Origin of the sequence: Pseudomonas sp. MCal1 (assembly GCF_026341415.1) — a bacterium.
Lineage (GTDB): Bacteria > Pseudomonadota > Gammaproteobacteria > Pseudomonadales > Pseudomonadaceae > Aquipseudomonas.
Window position 1 is genome coordinate 611246 of sequence record NZ_JAKUMP010000001.1, and the last position, 19800, is coordinate 631045.

A 19800-nucleotide genomic window follows, 5' to 3' on the forward strand; every position below is an offset into this window, starting at 1 on the left:
AAATCAAATGTCCTTATTCGGTTAACAGGTGCTCGAGATCGCGCACGGAATCCAGCGTTTGCAGCTGTCGTAGCTGCGCAAATAGCGGCTCGGCCTTGAGCGGTGAAATCACCCGCAACGCCAGACTGAAAAACTTTTCCTCCAGCGCCGCCTCACTCAGCGGATTACCCGGCGCGCCCAGCGGCACCTCGACACACAGGCTTGCTTCGCGCCCGTCGCGGGTTCGAACGACGACTACCGGCTCGCCATCCTCCGACAGTCGCTCATCCACTTCAAGGCGAATGCGCGTCAGCCAGTGGGCAATGCGCGGATCGTTGCGTGGCTGTTCGTCATAAGCCTCCAACCGGCAATGACCGTGTACCAGTCGCGCGGCGAGGGCGTAGGGCAGGCTCATCTGCGCAGCGGCCAGACTTCGGGTGTCGCGACCGCCGCACATGTCGAGCAGAAATCTGCACAAACTCACCTGGACGTCTTCCACCTGATCCGCGCCGACCTGTAATTGCTCCAGCAACAAACCGAGCGCATCGATGGCCGAATGAGTGCCACGACACGCGGCATAGGGTTTGATCGAACAGCGCGCGAGTTTCCAGACCCGTTGCAAATCAGCATTCAGCGCATCCGGCTGCGCACTGCCCGGCGCGAGGGTTTTAAGAAAACCACCCCAGACATCCTCGAACAACATCGACGGCCCACTGACACCTTCGCGAGCAAAACGCGCCGCGAGCAAACCGCCCTCGGCCGCACGACCGCTGTGCAGTTTCTTGCTTTGCGAACCGTCATGGATGAACGCCCACAACCCACCGCTGAAACTGCCGGCGATACCGAGCGCCGACACGGTTTGCCCGAGATCCAGCGCAAAGATCCGCGCACAGGCCGCCGCCGCGCCGAACACGCCGCAGGTGGCGGTGGAATGCCAGCCGGCGCCGTTGTGCGCCGAATAACTGCCGCAGGCTTCCAGCACCCGCCGGCCGATTTCGTAGCCGATCACCGCAGCGGTGATGAACTCGCGACCGTCTACAGGCCGATCCACCAGCGATAGCGCCGCCATCACTGCCGGCAACACCACCGCGCCGGAGTGGTCGCAACCGCCGGTGTCGTCCAGTTCCAGCGCGTGGGCAGCGATGCCATTGAGCAACGCCGCATGCCCCGCGCCGACGCGCAGTGACGAACCCCAGACCCGCGCGGTGCCCGGCTCTGCAGCGAACACCTGCCGTGCCTGAAGCGCTACCGCACTGTCGGCCCCGGCCAGTGCTGCGCCGAAGGTGTCGAGAATGTGCCGCTTGGCCTGTTCCACCAACGCCGGCGGCAGGTCTTCAAACCGGGTCTCGACGCAAAACTGCGCCAGCCGCTGCATGCGTTCCGTCATACGAGGTAGTCCCGATAATGGCGTTCATACACCGACGCCGGATGATCCTGCGCGACCGGCGCCGCCGTTTGCGCCCACCACTGCGCGACTTCGGCGCCGGTGGCGATCCACACGTCGTCATGCTGCTGAATGCCTTGCAGCAATTCGCGCAGCACGCCGATGCGCCCCGGCGTGGCAATGATTTCCGGATGCAGGCGCAGCACGTAGCACAGGCCGAAGCGGTGAAATCCGGCGAAGTCCATTTGCAGGTTGCCCAGGGTGTGGCTGTAGGAGGCGATCCGCGATTGCGCCGGCGGCACGGCCGGGCTCAGGTTGAAGGCGAAATAGGGTTCGTCTTCCAGTTCGTAATGCAACGGCAACTCGACGACTTCAGGCGCGGTTGGATGAAGGAACGGCAGGTCATCGCCGCGCCATGATGACGACCAGTGAATGCCGTGATCTTTCAAGGCTTCGATGAAGCCCGGCGCGCCGTTGCCCGCAGGGATCCGGAAACCGCTGGGATGCACGCCGGTCAAGGCTTCCAGCGCAGCACAACCCTTGGCGACCTCTGCGCTTTGTGTCGCCAGATCCAGCGTGTCGTAATCCTGATGGCGGTAGCCGGCGCAGGCGATTTCATGGCCGTCAGCCTGGATCGCGGCGATATGCTGCGGGTTTTCCTCGGCGACTATGCCGGGCACGAACCAGCTGCTGCGCACCCCGAGTTCCCTGAACAGGCCGAGCAAACGCTCGACGCCGCGTTGGGTGCCGTAGCGCCACACCGACAGCGTCTTGTCGCGCCCGGCGACTTCCGGGGCCTGGGTGAGAATGCCGTGGATGTCGTTGTAATCGACGGTCAGCACCACCGCGCAGCGTTTACCGGCAGGCCAGAGATTATTCGCGTCAGCCATGGTGATGCTCCTTCAGCCACCAGCGTGCGACGTCGCGGCAGGTGGCGAACCACACGTCATCGCGTTGGCGCATGTGTTCGAAGAGTTTCTCCAGCAACAGGATGCGCCCCGGTTTGCCAGTGATTTTCGGGTGGAACAGGGTGGTCAGGCACAGGCCTTCGTCCATCGCGCCGTCGTACTCGCGCTGCCAGTTGTCGAGGGTCAGCTCGTAGCTGGCGGTGCGGTCGAGCCCGGACGGAAAGTTCGGTGCGCGGGTGTAGGCGAGGGAGGCGTAGTCGTCCATTTCCCAGCGGCCGGGGATTTCCACCAGCGGCGTGTCGTGGCCGGGGACGTTGACCAGATACGGGCGATCGTCGCCGCGCATGCTGCTGGAATAGATCACGCCGTTGTCTGCCAGCATCGCCGGGGTTTCGGCGCGCCAGTCACCGGACGGCGTGCGAAAGCCCTCGGCGCGGATGTGCAGGTATTGCCAGAAGACGTCGCGGGATTTGTTCATCACGGCCTGCTGCTGATCCAGCGTCAGGACGTAGAAGGATTCGTGCTTGTAGCCGTGGTAGGCGACTTCATGGCCGCGTTCGACGATGGCCTGGCATTGTTTCGGCCAGTTTTCCACGACCCACGCGGGGACGAAGAAGGTGGTCGGGATCTTGAAGGTGTCGAGCAGATCCAGCAGGCGCGGCAGGGCGCGGTAAGGGCCGTAGCCGCCGAAGCCGAAATACTCGGGTTTGTGCCAGATCGAGTTGTTGAGCATGGCATCGCCGGTCGGGCCGTCGAGGTCGAAGGCCAGGGCCAGGCAGGCTTTGTGCTGGGCGGGCCAGGCGGGTTGGGGTGAACTTAGCATTGGGCGCTCCACACATGTAGGGACGTACGCTGTACCTGTGGGAGCGAGCTTGCTCGCGATGAGGCCATGTCAGTCGACATCTCTGGTGAATGACACACTGACTTCGTCGGAATGCCGCCCAGAGCAAGCTCGCTCCCACAATGGAAAGGTGGCGCTGACCGGATTACTTGCCCGCGTTAATGGTCACTTCCTTGATCGCACCCAATTCCAGATCCCACTTCTTCAGAATCGCGCCATAGCTGCCGTCATCCACCATGCTCTGCAGCGCCACTTTCACGGCTTCACTCAGCTCAGGCTTCTTCTTGCTCACACCCAGCCCGGTGAACTGCACGGAGATCGGTTGGCCGACCGTTTTGTACATGTCCTTTTCCTGGGTCTTGAGGTACGACAGGGTTTCGCTGCCCTGCATCGCCGCATCAATGCGGCTCTGGCGCAGTTGGGCGCGGGCGTCGGCCGAGCCTTCGGTGCCGACCACGTTGATCGCAGGCTTGCCGGCCGCTTCACAGTTGGCCTTGCTCCACTCGGCAATTTCCGACGGGAAGGTGGTGCGGCGGCTGGTGCCGACTTTCTTGCCGCACAGGTCGATGATCTCGTTGGTCGCGGTGTTTTTCTGCAAGGTGTAGAACTGCGGGCCGCTGGTGAAGTAGTCGACGAAGGTCACGCTGGCCTGACGCTCGGCGGTGTCGGTCATGCCCGACAGGACCATGTCCACGCGTTCGGTGGTCAGGGCGTTGATCATTTGCTCGAAGCCGGTCTCCTGCCACTTGATCTTGACCCCGAGGCGTTCGGCCAGGGCGTTGCCCAGGTCGTAGTCAAGGCCGGTGAGCTTGTTGGTGGCCGGGTCCTTGAAATCCATCGGCGGATAGTTGGGCATGATCGCGACGACGATCTCGCCTTTCTCCTTGATGCTGGCCGGCAAGTCGGCGGCCACGGCGAAACCGCAAGACATGAGGGAGGTGAGTACTGCTGGAATGACGAAGTTCTTCATGGACGTTCTCTTATGAGTGTTGTGAAGGCCAAAGGGGCCTCAGGTTCGAACGGCAGAAATGAAGCTTTGGGTGCGCGGGTTTTGCGGACTTATTAGTATTTCTTCGGGGCTTCCAGCCTCCACGATCTGCCCGCCGTCCATGAACACCATGCGGTTGGAAACCTCCCGGGCGAAGCCCAGTTCATGGGTGACGACGATCATGGTCATGCCGGTCTGCGCCAGATCGCGCATCACCGACAGCACCTCACCGACCAGTTCCGGGTCGAGTGCCGAAGTGGGTTCATCGAACAGCATCAGCTTGGGTCGCATGGCCAGGGCGCGGGCAATCGCCACCCGTTGCTGCTGACCGCCCGACAGTTCAATCGGGTAGCTGTTGCGTTTGTCGGCCAGGCCGACCCGGGCCAGCAGTTCCAGGGCTTCTTCGTGCGCCTCCTTGGGCGAACGCTTGAGCACCTGACACGGGCCTTCGATGATGTTTTGCAGCACAGTCATGTGCGGAAACAGATTGAAGCGCTGGAACACCATGCCGGTGGCCAGGCGCTGGCGAGCGATCTGCGACTCGTTGAGTTCGTGCAGCTTGTGCCCGACGATGCGGTAGCCGACCAGTTCGCCGTCGACCCAGAGGCCGCCCTTGTCGATCTTTTCCAGCTGATTGACGCAGCGCAGCAGGGTGCTCTTGCCCGAGCCGGACGGACCGATGATGCACAGGACTTCGCCTTGCTCGACCTCGATATTGATGTCCTTGAGCGCGTGGTACTGGTCGTAATATTTGTTCAGGCTCACGGCCTTGACGATGCTTCTCATGACGGATTCCTCAAGAACGCTTGCCGGCGCCGCGAGCGAAACGACGCTCCAGACGGCTTTGACCAAAGGACAGGACGGTGACGGTGGCCAGGTACCAGATACCGGCGACGATCAGCAGCTCCATGACCCGGGCGTTGGCGTAGTAGATGTTCTGGGCGTTGTAGAGCAGTTCCGAGTACTGGATCACGCTGGCCAGCGAGGTCATTTTCACCATGCCGATAAATTCGTTGCCGACCGGCGGAATGATGATTCGCATGGCCTGGGGCAAGATGATCCGGCGCAGCGCTTGCAGGCGTGGCATGCCGATCGACTTGGCCGCTTCGTACTGGCCGGTGTCCACCGACAGCAGGCCGGCGCGCACCACTTCAGCGGTGTAGGCGCCCTGGTTGATGCTCAAGCCGAGCAGGGCGGCCACGAACGGCGTCATCAGGCTCACGGTGTCGAGCTGGAACAGGCCGGGAATGCCGATGGTGGGGAAGATCAGCGCCAGGTTGAACCACAACAGCAGTTGCAGAATCAGCGGCGTACCGCGAAACAGCCAGGTGTAGGTCACTGCCACGTAGCGCAGGATCGGGTTGGCCGACATGCGCATGATGGCGGTGATGACCCCGAACACGATGCCCAGCGCCATGGCCAGCACGGCCATGATGATCGTGTTGAACAGGCCCCACATGATCGCTTCGGAGGTGAGGAACTGGCCGATGTACGACCATTCGATCTTGCCTTCGGCGAAGGCCCGCACCAGGCCGATGATGGCGATGACGATCACGGTGGCGAAGAAAATCCGCCCGTAATAACGCCGTGGCACGTGTTGGTACTGGGTAATGTCGAACTGGTTTTCCGCCAGTTTGCGCTCCGCCTGGAGTCGTTCTGCCTGAGTCTGGCTCATGGTGTTTCTCCGTACACTGTACTTTTCGATCAACCCCCTCCCGGTGGGAGGGGGACCCGGCTCAGAGGCGGAAGCCCTGGTAGTTTTCGGTCCACTGTTGCTGCGCGGCGAGGGCGGTTTTCAAGCGGCTGATCTGCTCGCGCACCTGTTGCGGCGCGGTGCCGCCCCAACCGCTGCGGGCAGCGATGGCGGCTTCCAGGGTCAGGCTGTCACGCACGTCTGCCGTGAGACGCGGGTCGATCTCGGCCAGCAATGCCGGCGAGGCTTCCCACAATTCGAGGTCGTGTTTTTCGCAGGCTTGCACCAGCGCTCCGGTGATTTCGTGGGCTTCCTTGAACGGCACACCGCGCACCGCCAGCCAGTCGGCGACTTCGGTGGCGAGGGTGAAACCCAGCGGCGCCTGACGCCGCAATTCCTCGACGTTGACGGTCATGGTCGCAACCATTCCGGCCATGGCCGGCAGCACCAGCAGCAGGGTGTCGACACTGTCGAGCACGCCGTTCTTGTCTTCGCTCAGGTCGCGGTTGTACGACAGCGGCAGGGATTTGAGCGTCGAGAGCAGGCCGGTCAGGTTGCCGATCAGGCGGCCAGCCTTCCCCCGGGCCAGTTCGGCGATGTCGGGGTTTTTCTTCTGCGGCATGATCGAGCTGCCGGTGGCGTAGGCGTCATCCAGATCGACCCAGCGGAACTGGCGCGACGACCACAGGCAGAACTCTTCGGCCAGACGCGAGATATTGATTCCGAGCATGCTGGCGATGAACAGGAATTCGGCGACGTGATCGCGGCTGGCCACGGCGTCGATGGAGTTTTCGCAAACCCCGGCGTAGCCCATTTCCTTGGCCGATTGCTGCGGCTGGCGAGCGATGGCGGAACCGGCCATGGCCGCAGCACCGAGGGGCGATAGCGAAGTGCGCGCGTCCCAGTCCACCAGGCGCTGCACGTCACGCAACATCGATTGGGCGTGGGCCAGCAGGTGATGGGCGAACACGATCGGTTGCGCCTGCTGCAAGTGGGTGAAACCGGGGCAGATGCTTTCGACGTGCTGCTCGGCCTGATCCACCAGCGCCGTTTGCAGGGCCAGCACTTCCACGGCCAGGGTGCGCACGTGATCGCGCAGGAACAGGCGCAGATCGTTGGCGGTCTGGTCGTTGCGCGAGCGGCCGGCGCGCAGCTTGCCGCCCAGCGCGCCGAGGCGCTCGGTCAGCAGGCGTTCGATGAAGGTGTGAACGTCTTCGTCGTCCAGCGTCGGGGCGATGCACCCGGCAGCGAAATCGGCACCGATGCCGTCCAGGGCTTCAATCATCGTGCGGGTTTCCTGCTCGTCCAGCAGGCCGGCACGTTGCAGTTCCCCGGCGTGGGCCTTGGAGCCGGCCAGATCGTACGGCGTCAGGCGGAAATAGCGCTCGGGGCAACGGGACAGGGCCGCCAGGGCTGCGGACGGGCCGCTTTTGAAACGGGCGCCCCAGAGACGGTCGGTGGTTTGAGACATTTGTTGTTTTCCTCGTCGGTAAAGCGAACTGAAATCGGTGTGCATGGCCCTGAAAGTCGCGCTGGCTATTTAGCGAACAGCCGCGGACGGAATCAGGCCAAAGCAGTTTTCAAGAGGGCAGTTGCAAAGAGACAAGAGCTGATCGAAGTGTCAGCTTTTTATGTTTGTCGATCAGTGAGTTGGCACTGATGTTCGGGATTTTTTGGCGGTTGCCAAGGCTTGTTTTCTGTGGTCATTATTATTAGCCGGCGATGTTTTTGTTGTTGGACACAGATTGTTGAACATTGCGCCAGAGGTAAATCAGCATTATGGAAACCCCACTTTCCAATTCCGGAAACCCACCGGTCAAAACCGCTCACCGGGCACCTTTGGCCCTCAGCGGACTGGATTTCAAACTGCTCAAGGTGTTCAAGGCGGTGGTCGAGGCCGGCGGCTTCAGCGCGGCGCAAAACGAGCTGAACGTGGGCTTGGCGGCGATCAGCAAGCAGATCTCCGACCTGGAAATCCGCATCGGCATGCGCCTGTGTACCCGGGGTCGCGAAGGGTTTCACCTGACCGAAGAGGGGCGTCTGGTGTATCAGGCGTCGATTGACTTGTTTGCCTCGGTCGACAACTTTCGTGACCGTCTTAGTTCGGCGCAGAATGAACTTATCGGTGATCTGGGGGTGGGGGTGATCGACAATACGATCAGCGACGATAATTCGCCGTTAGTTGCCGCGCTTAGAAAAATAAATGAGCACTCGCCGAAAGTAAGGTTTCAACTTCAGGCGACCCAGTTGGATGAAGTTGAAAGAGGCGTAGTGGAAGGTCGCTTAGTGGCCGGAATCGTTCCGGTTTATCAAAAGCGCGAAGAATTCGATTATTACCCGCTCTATGAAGAACGCTCGCAGGCTTACTGCGCCGTCGGCCACCCGTTGTTCGACCTGCCGGCAGACGAGATAGGCGGCAACGTGCTGCAGGATTACGAGTGCATCAACCACCGCTATGCGATCCATCGCGACAAGCTCAACTTTGCCCGCTACGACAGTTTTTCCGCCTCGGCGACCCAGGTCGAAGCGGTGGCGTTGTTGATCAAGACCGGGCGTTTCGTGGGCTTTCTGCCCCAGCATTACGCCGCCACGCTGGTGGCCGCCGGGCAGTTTCGCGCGGTGTGCCCGGAGCTGATCCACTTCGACACGCCGTTCAATCTGATCCTGCGACACAACACCGTGCGCAGCCCGTTGGTCAAGGCGTTTGCCCAGGCGCTGGGGGTTGATCTCAAGGCGACGGCGTGAGCACCAGGCGCATGGCGCAACGTCGCTCGCCGGGCAATCCGTGAGCGATTTCATTGCGCAATACTTGGTTCAGGCGCGCGTCGCAGTCTTCGGCGTTCAATAGCGCAAAACCCATGCGCTGATAGAACGGCGCATTCCATGCAAGGTCGCGAAACGTCGTCAGCGTCACCGCCCGAAGTTGCCACAGACGCGCTTGTTCAATCGCCGACAACAGCAACTTGCGACCGACGCCCCGACCTTGAAAGTGTTGGCTGACGGACAGTTCCTCAATGTGCAACTGTTGATCGACAGTCACCGCCCTTAAAAAACCTGCAAGTTGCCCGTCGTTGTTTTCCGCCACCCACAGTTCGTCCCGTTCAATGGCCGCTAAATGCTCCGAGGCCTGCGGCACAGCGGCATTTGCCAGCCACGCCAGTGACGGGTCGAGGCGAAACAGCGCGGCGGCCGAACGCTCGATGGCGGGGAGGGCGATGGCATCGGCTGCCAGGGCCAGTCGCACGGTAAAGGTCATCAGTCAGCGGTCCCTGTCGAAATCAAGGCGCGCAGGTTAAGGCGTCAGCCATAGCAACACATAATCGTTTTTGTCGAATCGCCCGCTCAGCACCGGCTGCAACGCCCCGATCGGCGTGCCTTGCAGGGCCAGGTAGTCACTGCGATCCATCATCAGCCACGCCGGCCCCTTGAGTGCTTCGAGTGCCTGCGTGGTTTCGGTGAACAGCGGTTGCAGGTCCTGCTCGACGTTGACCATGAACTTGATCGCCTTGGCGTCCTTGCCCATGCCGTGCAGCACCAGCGGCGCGGGTTGCTCGTGGATCCGCTTTATTACCGCCTGACTGAAGGTTCGCGTGTCATAGAGCTGGCGCTCGACCGGTTCGAACACCAGCGCATAGGCCGACCAGACCGCCAGCACGGCACTGAACGCGAGGACTTCGGTTCGCCAGCGCGGCAGTCGCAACCGCGACATTGCGGCCAGCTGCAGCAATCCCAGCACGATCATTACCGGTGTCAGGTCGGTCAACGACTCGGGAAACCGTCGCTTCGCCACCCACAACAGGACGATCAACAATCCAGGAATCAATAACCACAATCCCTGCAGGCCGACACGCAGCCAGGCAAACACCCGGCCATGCAACACCTGAAACGGATACGCCGCAATGATCGCCGCCATGGGTAGCATCGGCAGCAGGTAGCGGGCTTTTTTCGCCTGCGGAATTGACAGCCCGACCATCACGATCAACCCCGCCGCCGCGCAATACTGCACCAGTCGCAAGGCCGGGCCGCGCTGCCGAGGTTGGCTCAGCCACGCGGCCGCCAGCGCCAGCAAGGCCAGCGGATACGCCAGCGCGTAGTTGCCCAGCGAGCTGGTGAAGTAATACAGCGAACCGCTGACGCCTTCGCTGCCGTCCATGCGCCCCATGAACTGCATGCGGATCACGTCCTGACGAAACGCCGACCCGCCGCTGAGATCCGCCAGCCACAACAACAGCCCGACGCACGCTGCCAGCAGCAGCGACGCCAGCACACCGAAGGTCAACAGACGCGACCATTGGCGACCCAGCAGGTAGTAACTGCACAGCATGCCGGTCGGCACCACCAGCCCGATCGGCCCGCGAATACCGAACCCCAGCAGCAATAGAAGGAACACCAGCGGCCAGCGTCGAGCGGCAGCGAAATGATCGTGGGCATAGCCGAGGTAGAACACCGAAAACGCCACGGCGGCGAGCATCAGATCCTGCGATACCGCGCGGGTCTCGGTGATGAAGGTGCCGGTGAGCATCAGCAGCGCGATGCTGACCACCGCCCAGCGCACGGATGAAGGCGCGAGCAAGCGATACATCAACGTCACGATCACCGCACCGGCAACCGCGCTCGGCAGCCACGCCGTCAGGCTGTTGACCGTGCCGAACGGTAACGACAACAGCCAGATGAACAGCGTCGACAGCGCCGAATAATCCGCGTACGGCTCACCATAAGTGGTGGGAAACACGCTGGGTCCGTGTCGCAGCATTTCCTGGGCAAACAGCACGAAGCGTGAGTCGAAACCGATCGGCGCTTGCCCGTACACGCCGGCAATGAACAACACGAACGCCAGCAGCCCTGCGATCAGGGACTGCCGGCGCAGGGTGGGGGATAACCCCATCAGGCCACGTCCGAAGCGTGCGGCCACTGCTGCAAGGGAATCGGCAGGGCGCGCGATTCGCCACGGCCCATCGGGAAGTAATGGAAGCCGTTGCGGGCCAGGCGTTCGGCGTCGTACAGGTTGCGGCCGTCGAAGATCACCGGGGCCTTGAGGCGTTGTTGTATCAGGTCGAAATCCGGCGCCTTGAACTGCTGCCATTCGGTGCAGATGATCAGCGCGTCGGAACCGGCGAGCACGGATTCCGGAGTGCCCATCAGCATCAGTTTCGATTCGTCCGGGTACAGATGCTGGGTTTCCTGCATCGCTTCCGGGTCGAACGCCCGCACATTGGCGCCAGCGGCCCACAATGACTCCAGCAGCACCCGGCTCGGCGCGTCGCGCATGTCGTCGGTGTTCGGCTTGAAGGCCAGGCCCCACAGGGCGAAAGTCTTGCCGCGCAGTTCGCCCTTGTAGAACGCGTTGATGCGTTCGAACAACTTGTGTTTCTGCCGCTGGTTGATCGCTTCCACCGCTTGCAGCAAATCACTGGAGCAGTGTGCCTCTTCGGCGCTGTGGATCAGTGCGCGCATGTCTTTTGGGAAGCACGAGCCGCCGTAACCGCAACCGGGGTAGATGAAGTGGTAGCCAATACGGCTGTCGGCGCCGATGCCTTGGCGCACCGATTCGATGTCCGCACCCAGGTGTTCGGCCAGCTCGGCGATCTGGTTGATGAAACTGATCTTGGTCGCCAGCATGCAGTTGGCGGCGTACTTGGTCAGTTCGGCGCTGCGCAGGTCCATGAACATGATGCGGTCATGATTGCGGTTGAACGGCGAGTACAGATCGCGCATCACGTCGCGCACTTCTTCGCGTTCGCAGCCGATGACGATCCGGTCCGGCCGACGGCAATCGGCGACCGCCGAGCCTTCCTTGAGAAATTCCGGGTTGGAGACGATATCGAACTGCAACAGGCGTCCGGCCTTGAGTAGCGCTTTGTCCAGATGGGTGCGCAAGGTGTCGCCGGTGCCGACGGGTACGGTGGATTTCTCCACCAGAATCAGCGGCTGTTCACGGTGGCGAGCCACGGCGTCGCCTACCGAGAGCACGTAACGCAGGTCGGCCGAACCGTCTTCTTTCGATGGGGTGCCGACGGCAATGAACGCGACCTTGCCATGCTGCACCGCGAGTTTTTCATCGCAGGTGAATTGCAGGCGCCCGGCGTCCAGGCCTTCGCGGACCAGGCTGGCCAGCCCCGGCTCGAAGATGCTGACGTGGCCCTGACGCAACAGTTCGACTTTTTTCTCGTCGATGTCCATGCACACCACGTCATGGCCGACTTCGGCCAGCACGGCGGCCTGCACCAGGCCGACATAACCGCTACCAAACACTGTGATTTTCATGGCGAACTCCTCAATTCGGGCGCACGGGCCGGACGAGTATTGATGGTGATGACCCCGAGCATGACCAGCGCCACGCCCAGTGATTTGGAGAAACTGAAGGATTCGTTGAACCACGGCAGGCTGGCCGCCAGCAGATACACCAGCGCATAGCTGATGCTCAGCAGCGAATAGGCCCGGCCCAGCGGCAGATCGCGCAGGGCGGCGAGCCAGCAGAGCATCGACAGCGCATAGGCGAAGATCGCCGCGAGCACCACGGCCAGCGCGACTGAATCGACACCGGGCACGGTCAGCCACTGATCCGGTCGGGGCAGGCGCGTCATGCTCCAGCGCATGCTCAGTTGCGCCACGCTCACCAGCAGCACGCTGGCCAGGGCGAAGAAAATTCCATGGCGCCGGTTCATGACTGTTGCCCCAACAGCACCACGCCGCCGATCACCAGCAACACGCCGAACCAGTGCTGAATGTCGACGGGCTCCTTGAACGCGAAACGGGCGATCAGGGTGATGATCACGAAATTCAGGCTGAGCATCGGGTAGGCGATGCCGACCGGCAGGCGCTGCAACACCAGCAACCACACCAGCAATCCGCCGCCGAGGGCAAACAGGGCCAGCCACAGCCACGGCGAGCGCACTTTTCGCGACCACGGCAGGCTCGCGACGCGCCAGCTCTCGACGGCGAATTTCTGCGCGACCTGGCCCAGGCAGGTCAGCAGGCAGGCGAGCAACAGCAACCACAGGCTCATGACGCCTCCTGCGGAAGCATCATGATCACCAGATTGCCTTGCTCATAACGAACGCCGTCCTTGGGCAGTCTGTCGAGTTCGTCCAGTTCGTCTTGCCCCTTGACCCGCATCACCACGCCGACCGAACCGGTCTTGCGGGCTTCGCGCATCCACTGTTGCACCTGATCGGGATCGACCCGTTGTTGAATGCCGTCAGGATAGGCAAGCCCATATTTCAATTCGCCTATCGTGTTGTATAGCGCGACCTGCGGACGTTTCAGGCGCCAGGACAGGGCCGACGCGGCGCCCAGGTCGTTGCTCAGCAGGTGCGTGGCGCTCGCCAGTTCCGTTTGATGGGCGAGGATGAACTGGTCTGGCATCTTGTTCGCCACCACCGATTTGGGCAGTGATGCCGGCAGCAATGCGATCAGCAGCAAACTGCCCACCGCCGGCGCCGCCCAGCATTGCAACGGACGAAACGCTTGCAGCAGGTTGCTGATGATCCAGCCGGTCAGGGCGATGAACACCAGCACCAGACTGTGCAATTCGTGGTCGTACAGCGGGCGCTTGAGCTGCACGTAAACCAGCCCGATCAGCGTGACGATGCCCAGCAACAGGTTCAGCAGGCCATTGAGGCCCAGTGCCCGGCCTTGCTCCAGGCGCAGGCGATCGGCCAGTGCATGGCCCAGCAGCAACGCCAGCGGCAGCAGGCACGGCAAAATGTAGGTCGGCAACTTGCCGTTGCTCAGACTGAAGAACAGCAGCGGCATCAGCAGCCACAGGCCGAGAAACGCAATGCTCGTATCACGACGGGTCTGCCACGCCTGTTTCAGCGCCACCGGCAGCATTCCCACCCACGGCAGACTGAACGCCACCAGCAGCGGCAGATAGAACCACCACGGCGCGTCATGCTGGGCATCGTCGCCGGCAAACCGGCGGATGTGCTCGTGCCAGAAGAAGAATCGCCAGTAATCCGGTTCCTGACCGTGCACCGCCAACACCCACGGCAGGCTGACGATGATCGCTACGGCAATCGCAATCGGGCCGTACAGCAGCAATTCCTTCCAGCGCTTTTGCCAGAGCATCCACGGCAAGGCGATCAGCACCGGCAGCAGCCAGGCGAGAAACCCCTTGGTCATGAACCCCATGCCGCACGCCAGGCCCAGCACCGCCCAACCGGCCATGCGCTGGCCGTTGGAACGGCTGTCGAGGGCAAACCACAGCGCCACCAGACTCAGGTTGACCCAGAAGGTGAATTGCGGGTCAAGGTTGGCGTAACCGGCCTGGCCGGCAACGATGACGAAGCTCATGTAGAGCAGGGCGCAGACGAAGCTTTTGCGCGGGTCATTCCACAAACGGCGGGCGATGAGAAAGCACAGCAGCACGCTCAGCCCGGTGCTCAGGGCCGAGGCAAACCGCACGCCGAACAGGTTCTGCCCAAACACGGCCTGCCCGAGGGCGATCATCCAGTACCCGGCCGCCGGTTTTTCGAAGTAGCGCAGGTTCAGGAAATGCGGCGACACCCAGTTGCCGCTCAGCAGCATGTCCTGGCTGATCTGCGCATAACGGGTTTCATCGGGAATCCACAGACCATGACTGCCCAGCGGCAGTAAATAGGCCAGCAGAAAAATCCCCAGCAACAGCGGTAATGCCCAGCGTTTGCTCATGCGCCTTGCACTCCCAGCCAGCCTTCGCGGCCTTCGAGGGCGCCGCGTTGCACACGACCGACGGGCAGGGTGTTGAGAAACTCGGGCAGCAAGTCGCCCAGCGGCTGAAAGTGGATATGTCGCTGGCGTGCGTCGGCCAGCAGTCGACGAAAATCTTCGGCCATCAGAATCCCTTCTACTTCGGCATGAATGGTGTAGACGTTGAGGTTGTCCGGGCGGAACCGGTCGAGGATGAAAGCGTTGAAATCCTTCGCCGCCACACTCGGCCCGACCACTTCATCGAAGGTCGGCAGGTCCACCGGAATCTGCGGCGCGCCGACCGAGCCGTCAGACAGCAATGGGCGGAACAGCCGCTGCCCACGGCAATCGCTGTTGTAGCGAAAGCCGAAGGCTTGTTTGGCTTCGATCACACGCTCGTCCGCACGCCAACCGGCGGCGGCTGAACACATGACCTTTTCGCCGAGGATGTCGCTCAAGGTGTCGACGCCCTGACGGATCTGCTCGACCAGTTGCGCATCGCTCCAGCGCCCGGCATTGGCCTGCCAGCCGTGGTGATCCCAGGCGTGCAGGCCGACCTCGTGGCCGGCGGCCCGGGCCTGACGCATCAGGTGCCCGAGGTCGCGGCCGATCGGTTTGCCCGGCCACGCCGTGCCTGCGAGCAGGATGTCCCAGCCGTACAGACCGGCGGCGTTGGAGCGCAGCATTTTCCAGAGGAACTGCGGACGGATCAGGCGCCACAGATGCCGGCCCATGTTGTCCGGACCGACACTGAAGAAAAACGTCGCCTTGATCTGCGCTTCATCGAGAATTTCCAGCAAGCGCGGCACGCCTTCGCGGGTGCCGCGATAGGTGTCGACATCGATGCGCAATCCGGCCTGCATCAGCATGCCTCTTTATGAGGGCGCTTCTCGATTTCCAGCATCGCTTCACGCAGGAAGAAATCCAGCGTGTTGCCGATGGTCTCGCGCATTTCCACGGTCGGCGTCCAGTCCAGCAGGCGCTTGGCGTTGGCGATGCTCGGTTTGCGGTGCTCGACGTCCTGGTAGCCGGCGCCGTAGAACGCCTTGCTTTCGACGTCGCGGAAACCGGCGAACGGCGGGAAGTTGGAACGCAGCGGATGCGCTTCGAACTGGCGCAACAGTTCTTCGCCCAACTGACGAATGCTCGCCTCGTTGTCCGGATTGCCGATGTTGATGATCTGGCCGTTGCAGACGTCGTTGTCGTTATCGATGATCCGCGCCAGCGCCTCGACGCCATCGGCGATGTCGGTGAAGCAGCGTTTCTGCTCGCCACCGTCGAACAGGCGGATCGGCGTGCCTTCCACCAGATTGAGGATCAACTGGGTGATGGCGCGGGAGCTGCCGATGCGCGCCGAATCAAGGCGATCCAGTCGTGGCCCCATCCAGTTGAAGGGACGGAACAGTGTGAAGTTCAACCCTTTGGCGCCATACGCCCAGATCACCCGGTCCAGCAGTTGCTTGGACACCGAGTAGATCCAGCGTTGCTTGTTGATCGGGCCGACGATCAGGTTCGAGGTGTCTTCGTCGAAGTGCTTGTCCTGGCACATGCCATAGACTTCCGAGGTCGACGGGAAGATCACGCGCTTGTTGTATTTGACGCAGTAGCGCACCAGCTTGAGGTTTTCTTCGAAGTCGAGCTCGAACACCCGCAGCGGATTGCGCGTGTATTCGATTGGCGTGGCGATGGCCACCAGCGGCAGGACCACGTCGCATTTCTTGATGTGGTACTCGATCCATTCCGAGTGAATGCTGATGTCGCCTTCGACGAAGTGAAAACGCGGATGGCTGCGCAGTCGGTCGATGGCATCGGAACCGATGTCCAGGCCATAGACTTCGTAGCGCTCGTCACGCAGCAGGCGCTCGGACAAATGGTTGCCGATGAAACCGTTGACACCGAGGATCAGCACCCGTGTGCGGCGCGGGCCACGGCCGGATTCGGCACCGCGCAGCAGCGAACCGTCCACCAGACCCAGTTCATTGGCCAGTTGCGGGCCGCTCAGGTACAGGCCGTTGTCGTTGCGCTGACCGGCGTTGATCACCAGCGAGTCCTCACCGCAGGCGATGCGCAGCGGATCGACGCTGATGACCCGGCCCGGCGCCTGGCCTTCGTTGCCTTTGACGACTTCGGCGCTCCACACAATCAGCTTGTGCTCGCCCACGGCGCAGAAGGCGCCGGGGTAGGGCTGGGTCACGGCCCGCACCAGATTGAACAGTTTTTCCGCCGGTTGCGCCCAGACCAGTTTGCCGTCCGCCGGAGTGCGACGGCCGAACACCGTGGCTTTGGATTCGTCCTGCGGAGTTTCGGTGAGTTGGCCCTGAAGCATCGCCGGCAAAGCGTCGCGCAACAGGTCGCTGGCGGCGACGCGCAGTTTGCCGTGCAGGCTCAGCGCGCTGTCGCTGCGTTCGATGGCCACGCGCTGCTGGGCGACGATGGCGCCGGCGTCGGCACGTTTGACCATGCGGTGCAGGGTCACGCCGGTCTCGGTTTCGCCGTTGACCAGCACCCAGTTGGCCGGCGCGCGGCCACGGTAGCGCGGCAGCAACGAGCCGTGCAGGTTGAAGGCGCCTTTTTTGGCCAGCGCCAGCAGGGGCTCGCTCAGCAGGTGGCGATAGTAGAAGGAGAAGATGTAGTCCGGATCGAGCTTGGCAATCCGCTCGATCCACAACGGGTGGTTGGCGTCTTCCGGGGCATGAACCGCAATGCCTTTGTTGGCGCACAGTTGTGCAACCGAGGCGTAGAAGGTGTTCTCCTTCGGATCATCGGCATGGGTAAACACCGCCGCAATGTCATAGCCACTGTCGAGCAGGGCTTGAATGCCGGCGCAGCCAATATCGTGGTAAGCGAAGACAACGGTTTTTGCGCTCATGAGAGAACCTGATCAGACGTGGAGTTGGAATTGAGGCCGTCAACGGTGATGGCTGGAACCGGCTTGGCGGGGTGCCCGCGCAGGACCTTTTCGATGAAGAAACGCGGGCGGGCGCGCACATCGCTGTACATGCGGCCCAGGTATTCGCCCAGCAGGCCCATGCCGATGAACTGGCCACCGGTGAACACGAACAGCACGGCGAACAGCACGAACAGGCCATCGCCGGCCCAGCCGGCGCCAAACGCCAGGCGCATGACAATCAGCGCCGCCGCGAACAGCACGCCGAGCCCGGCCATGGCGAAGCCGACGATGCTCAGCAGGCGCAGGGGCGTGGTGGTCATGCAGGTGATCAAGTCGAACATCAGGTTGATCAGGCGCATCGGGCTGTATTTCGAATCGCCGTGTTCGCGCTCGGCGTGGGCCACGGGGATTTCGGTGGTGTGGCGGGCGAAGCTGTTGGCGAGGATCGGAATGAATGTGCTGCGTTCGCGGCAGGCGAGCATCGCGTCGATGATGGTGCGGCGGTAGGCGCGGAGCATGCAGCCGTAGTCGCTCATGGCGACACCGGTTGAGCGTTGCACGGCGAGGTTGATCAGTTTCGACGGATAGCGGCGCAACGCCGAGTCCTGACGATTGCCGCGCACGGTGCCGACCACGTCGTAGCCCTTTTCGGCCTCGGCCACCAGACGCGGGATTTCTTCCGGCGGGTTCTGCAGGTCGGCGTCGAGGGTGATCACCACGTCGCCCTTGCACTGTTCGAAGCCGGCCATGATCGCGGCGTGCTGACCGTAGTTGCGGTTGAGGATGACCGCCACGAATGGGCTGTCCTCGACTAACGCGGCGTCTTCGAGCAATTGCGCAGAGGCGTCGCGACTGCCGTCATCGACCAGCACAATTTCGTAGTCATGGCGCAATTGCTGGCAGGCGGCGCGGGTGCGGCGCAGCAGTTCCGGCAGGCTGTCTTCTTCGTTGTAGACCGGGATGACGATCGACACGCAATGAATCGGATAAGGTCTCACGGGCGTTTCCCCATCAGGTGTTGAATGGCCCCGACGACCCGGTCCAGATCCTGGTCGGTCATGTCGGGGAACAAGGGAATCGAGCACAGCCGCGCCGAGTTCCACTCGGTGTCAGGCAGGGACAAGTGCGGGTCACGCTGGCGATACCAGGTGTGCAGGTGGGTGGCGATGAAGTGGATGCCGGTGCCGATGCCTTGCTCCTGCAAACCCTTCATGAAGGCTTCGCGATCGATCCCGCAGCGCTCGCTGTCGATGCGCAGGATGAACAGGTGCCAGGCGTGCTGTTGCGCGTAATGCGGAACGGCCAGCGGTTGCACCGGCAGGCCTTCGAGTTTTTGCAGGTATTGCGTGGCCAGTTCGGTGCGGCGGGCATTGATTGCGTCCAGACGTTCCAGTTGCACCAGCGCAATCGCGGCGTTGATGTCGGCCAGGTTGTATTTGAAACCGGGCTCGATCACCTGGGCCTGGGGTTTGCGGCCATGGGTCAGGCGATCGTAGGCATCGACGCCCAGGCCATGGAACTTGAGCATGCGCACGCGGTTGGCCAGGGCTTGGTCGTCGGTGACGAACATCGCGCCTTCGGCGCAGGTCATGTTCTTGATCGCGTGGAACGAGAAGATCGCGGTGCCATGCGAACCGACGTGGCGGCCCTTATAGCGGGTGCCGGCGGCATGGGCGGCGTCTTCGATCACGGCGATGCCGTGCTTGTCTGCCAGCGCGTACAGCGGATCAAGGTCGAACGCGGCGCCGGCGTAATGCACGGGAATGATCGCTTTGGTACGCGGGGTAATGGCGGCTTCGATGCGCGCGGCGTCGGTCATCAGGGTGTCGCGGTCGACATCGACGAACACCGGCGTGGCGCCGAGCAGGGAAATCATGTTGGCGGTGGACACCCAGGTCTGCGACGGGGTGATGACTTCATCGCCGGGGCCGATGCCCAGCGCCAGCAACGTTACATGCATGGCACCGGTGGCCGAGGAAAGTGCCACGGCATGCCGGCAACCGACGTACTGCGCAAACTGTTCTTCAAGTGCCTGGTTTTTCGGCCCGGTGGTGATCCAGCCGGACCGCAGTACTTGCTCTACGGCGGCAATTTCTTCGTCGCCGATACTGGGGCGAGAGAAGGGGAGAAACGCCTGACTCATGCACACCTCATTGCAAAGAAAAAAGAAATAGATCCAATAGGAAATCGGATCCAATCAAAGCGTAGACGCGAAAAAATCCTTTGCATCAATAAGTTGCCAAGACGACATAACGTCGGGTTCGGTTGACATTTCAGGCGTTGCCCGGCAGGTTGGGCAGCGCCGGCACAGGACTCAGTGGAATTAAGGTTATGCCCGTTTTTGTGAAAGGAACATGAAAAACCGGTCGGCGAATCGTTTATCTGAAACCCATACAGCCACTGTTCAGACTTCTACCGCTTATCGCGGTTTTTAGTAGAAAAGTCCT

The 19800-nt window shown here is 62.0% G+C and carries 18 protein-coding genes; 1 reads left to right on the forward strand and 17 read right to left on the reverse strand.

Translation table 11 applies throughout. The features are described from left to right. Positions 1-13 precede the first annotated feature (13 nt). The 7 genes from MKZ87_RS02800 to argH form a co-directional block, all read right to left on the reverse strand. Positions 14-1366 carry an MmgE/PrpD family protein gene (locus MKZ87_RS02800; RefSeq protein WP_266200230.1) on the reverse strand — a complete coding sequence of 451 codons (1353 nt, stop codon included), beginning with the start codon at positions 1364-1366 and terminating at the stop codon, positions 14-16. After that, positions 1363-2253: a polysaccharide deacetylase family protein gene (locus tag MKZ87_RS02805; RefSeq protein WP_266200231.1), complete on the reverse strand. Its 891-nt coding sequence runs from the start codon at positions 2251-2253 to the stop codon at positions 1363-1365. The genes MKZ87_RS02800 and MKZ87_RS02805 overlap by 4 nt, the downstream gene beginning before the upstream one ends. Further along, positions 2246-3094, reverse strand: a complete 849-nt coding sequence (locus tag MKZ87_RS02810) for a polysaccharide deacetylase family protein (RefSeq protein WP_266200232.1) — start codon at positions 3092-3094, stop codon at positions 2246-2248. The genes MKZ87_RS02805 and MKZ87_RS02810 overlap by 8 nt, the downstream gene beginning before the upstream one ends. A gap of 163 nt (positions 3095-3257) precedes the next feature. Continuing rightward, positions 3258-4082 (reverse strand): ABC transporter substrate-binding protein, encoded by an 825-nt coding sequence (locus MKZ87_RS02815; protein ID WP_085696078.1) that lies wholly within the window; start codon positions 4080-4082, stop codon positions 3258-3260. A 39-nt stretch (positions 4083-4121) separates the two neighbouring features. Beyond that, positions 4122-4886: an amino acid ABC transporter ATP-binding protein gene (locus tag MKZ87_RS02820; protein ID WP_266200233.1), complete on the reverse strand. Its 765-nt coding sequence runs from the start codon at positions 4884-4886 to the stop codon at positions 4122-4124. A gap of 10 nt (positions 4887-4896) precedes the next feature. Then, positions 4897-5775, reverse strand: coding sequence for an amino acid ABC transporter permease (locus MKZ87_RS02825; protein WP_085687163.1), 879 nt, complete (start codon positions 5773-5775; stop codon positions 4897-4899). A gap of 61 nt (positions 5776-5836) precedes the next feature. Next, positions 5837-7264 carry an argininosuccinate lyase gene (argH, locus tag MKZ87_RS02830; RefSeq protein ID WP_266200234.1) on the reverse strand — a complete coding sequence of 476 codons (1428 nt, stop codon included), beginning with the start codon at positions 7262-7264 and terminating at the stop codon, positions 5837-5839. A gap of 308 nt (positions 7265-7572) precedes the next feature. Here argH and MKZ87_RS02835 point away from each other — a divergent pair, with 308 nt between their 5' ends. Then, positions 7573-8538, forward strand: a complete 966-nt coding sequence (locus tag MKZ87_RS02835) for a LysR family transcriptional regulator (protein WP_266200235.1) — start codon at positions 7573-7575, stop codon at positions 8536-8538. Here MKZ87_RS02835 and MKZ87_RS02840 read toward each other — a convergent pair. The 10 genes from MKZ87_RS02840 to arnB are packed head-to-tail and all read right to left on the reverse strand — an operon-like array spanning position 8522 to position 19496. Next, entirely contained in the window at positions 8522-9049 is a 528-nt protein-coding gene (locus MKZ87_RS02840) for a GNAT family N-acetyltransferase (RefSeq protein ID WP_266200236.1), read from the reverse strand. The genes MKZ87_RS02835 and MKZ87_RS02840 overlap by 17 nt on opposite strands. Before the next feature lie 36 nt (positions 9050-9085). Further along, positions 9086-10678 carry an ArnT family glycosyltransferase gene (locus MKZ87_RS02845; protein ID WP_176247705.1) on the reverse strand — a complete coding sequence of 531 codons (1593 nt, stop codon included), beginning with the start codon at positions 10676-10678 and terminating at the stop codon, positions 9086-9088. After that, positions 10678-12057: a UDP-glucose dehydrogenase family protein gene (locus MKZ87_RS02850; protein WP_085696082.1), complete on the reverse strand. Its 1380-nt coding sequence runs from the start codon at positions 12055-12057 to the stop codon at positions 10678-10680. The genes MKZ87_RS02845 and MKZ87_RS02850 overlap by 1 nt, the downstream gene beginning before the upstream one ends. After that, positions 12054-12458 carry a 4-amino-4-deoxy-L-arabinose-phosphoundecaprenol flippase subunit ArnF gene (gene arnF, locus MKZ87_RS02855; protein WP_085696083.1) on the reverse strand — a complete coding sequence of 135 codons (405 nt, stop codon included), beginning with the start codon at positions 12456-12458 and terminating at the stop codon, positions 12054-12056. The genes MKZ87_RS02850 and arnF overlap by 4 nt, the downstream gene beginning before the upstream one ends. After that, positions 12455-12799 carry a 4-amino-4-deoxy-L-arabinose-phosphoundecaprenol flippase subunit ArnE gene (arnE, locus tag MKZ87_RS02860; RefSeq protein ID WP_085702031.1) on the reverse strand — a complete coding sequence of 115 codons (345 nt, stop codon included), beginning with the start codon at positions 12797-12799 and terminating at the stop codon, positions 12455-12457. The genes arnF and arnE overlap by 4 nt, the downstream gene beginning before the upstream one ends. Beyond that, a complete protein-coding gene (gene arnT, locus MKZ87_RS02865; RefSeq protein ID WP_085702032.1) occupies positions 12796-14445 on the reverse strand; it encodes a lipid IV(A) 4-amino-4-deoxy-L-arabinosyltransferase in 1650 nt (549 codons plus the stop codon). The genes arnE and arnT overlap by 4 nt, the downstream gene beginning before the upstream one ends. After that, positions 14442-15326, reverse strand: a complete 885-nt coding sequence (gene arnD / locus MKZ87_RS02870) for a 4-deoxy-4-formamido-L-arabinose-phosphoundecaprenol deformylase (protein ID WP_085702033.1) — start codon at positions 15324-15326, stop codon at positions 14442-14444. Before arnD ends, arnT begins: the two co-directional genes overlap by 4 nt. After that, positions 15326-17332, reverse strand: coding sequence for a bifunctional UDP-4-amino-4-deoxy-L-arabinose formyltransferase/UDP-glucuronic acid oxidase ArnA (gene arnA, locus MKZ87_RS02875; protein ID WP_085696087.1), 2007 nt, complete (start codon positions 17330-17332; stop codon positions 15326-15328). Before arnA ends, arnD begins: the two co-directional genes overlap by 1 nt. Then, complete coding sequence (arnC, locus tag MKZ87_RS02880; protein ID WP_085702034.1) at positions 17329-18351, reverse strand: undecaprenyl-phosphate 4-deoxy-4-formamido-L-arabinose transferase; 1023 nt, start codon at positions 18349-18351, stop codon at positions 17329-17331. Before arnC ends, arnA begins: the two co-directional genes overlap by 4 nt. After that, the gene (gene arnB, locus MKZ87_RS02885) at positions 18348-19496 is read right to left on the reverse strand and encodes a UDP-4-amino-4-deoxy-L-arabinose aminotransferase (RefSeq protein WP_085696089.1); all 1149 of its coding nucleotides are present in this window, start codon (positions 19494-19496) and stop codon (positions 18348-18350) included. The genes arnC and arnB overlap by 4 nt, the downstream gene beginning before the upstream one ends. Between the last annotated feature and the right edge of the window lie 304 nt (positions 19497-19800).

Excerpts from the sequence above, each read along its gene's own strand:
- arnF (WP_085696083.1), bottom strand. The coding sequence starts at position 12,458 with ATGAACCGGCGCCATGGAATTTTCTTCGCCCTGGCCAGCGTGCTGCTG.
- arnE (WP_085702031.1), bottom strand. The coding sequence starts at position 12,799 with ATGAGCCTGTGGTTGCTGTTGCTCGCCTGCCTGCTGACCTGCCTGGGC.
- MKZ87_RS02845 (WP_176247705.1), bottom strand. The coding sequence starts at position 10,678 with ATGGGGTTATCCCCCACCCTGCGCCGGCAGTCCCTGATCGCAGGGCTG.
- MKZ87_RS02820 (WP_266200233.1), bottom strand. The coding sequence starts at position 4,886 with ATGAGAAGCATCGTCAAGGCCGTGAGCCTGAACAAATATTACGACCAG.
- argH (WP_266200234.1), bottom strand. The coding sequence starts at position 7,264 with ATGTCTCAAACCACCGACCGTCTCTGGGGCGCCCGTTTCAAAAGCGGC.
- arnA (WP_085696087.1), bottom strand. The coding sequence starts at position 17,332 with ATGAGCGCAAAAACCGTTGTCTTCGCTTACCACGATATTGGCTGCGCC.
- MKZ87_RS02805 (WP_266200231.1), bottom strand. The coding sequence starts at position 2,253 with ATGGCTGACGCGAATAATCTCTGGCCTGCCGGTAAACGCTGCGCGGTG.
- MKZ87_RS02850 (WP_085696082.1), bottom strand. The coding sequence starts at position 12,057 with ATGAAAATCACAGTGTTTGGTAGCGGTTATGTCGGCCTGGTGCAGGCC.
- MKZ87_RS02825 (WP_085687163.1), bottom strand. The coding sequence starts at position 5,775 with ATGAGCCAGACTCAGGCAGAACGACTCCAGGCGGAGCGCAAACTGGCG.
- MKZ87_RS02810 (WP_266200232.1), bottom strand. The coding sequence starts at position 3,094 with ATGCTAAGTTCACCCCAACCCGCCTGGCCCGCCCAGCACAAAGCCTGC.
- MKZ87_RS02800 (WP_266200230.1), bottom strand. The coding sequence starts at position 1,366 with ATGACGGAACGCATGCAGCGGCTGGCGCAGTTTTGCGTCGAGACCCGG.
- arnB (WP_085696089.1), bottom strand. The coding sequence starts at position 19,496 with ATGAGTCAGGCGTTTCTCCCCTTCTCTCGCCCCAGTATCGGCGACGAA.
- MKZ87_RS02815 (WP_085696078.1), bottom strand. The coding sequence starts at position 4,082 with ATGAAGAACTTCGTCATTCCAGCAGTACTCACCTCCCTCATGTCTTGC.
- MKZ87_RS02840 (WP_266200236.1), bottom strand. The coding sequence starts at position 9,049 with ATGACCTTTACCGTGCGACTGGCCCTGGCAGCCGATGCCATCGCCCTC.
- arnT (WP_085702032.1), bottom strand. The coding sequence starts at position 14,445 with ATGAGCAAACGCTGGGCATTACCGCTGTTGCTGGGGATTTTTCTGCTG.
- arnD (WP_085702033.1), bottom strand. The coding sequence starts at position 15,326 with ATGCAGGCCGGATTGCGCATCGATGTCGACACCTATCGCGGCACCCGC.
- MKZ87_RS02835 (WP_266200235.1), top strand. The coding sequence starts at position 7,573 with ATGGAAACCCCACTTTCCAATTCCGGAAACCCACCGGTCAAAACCGCT.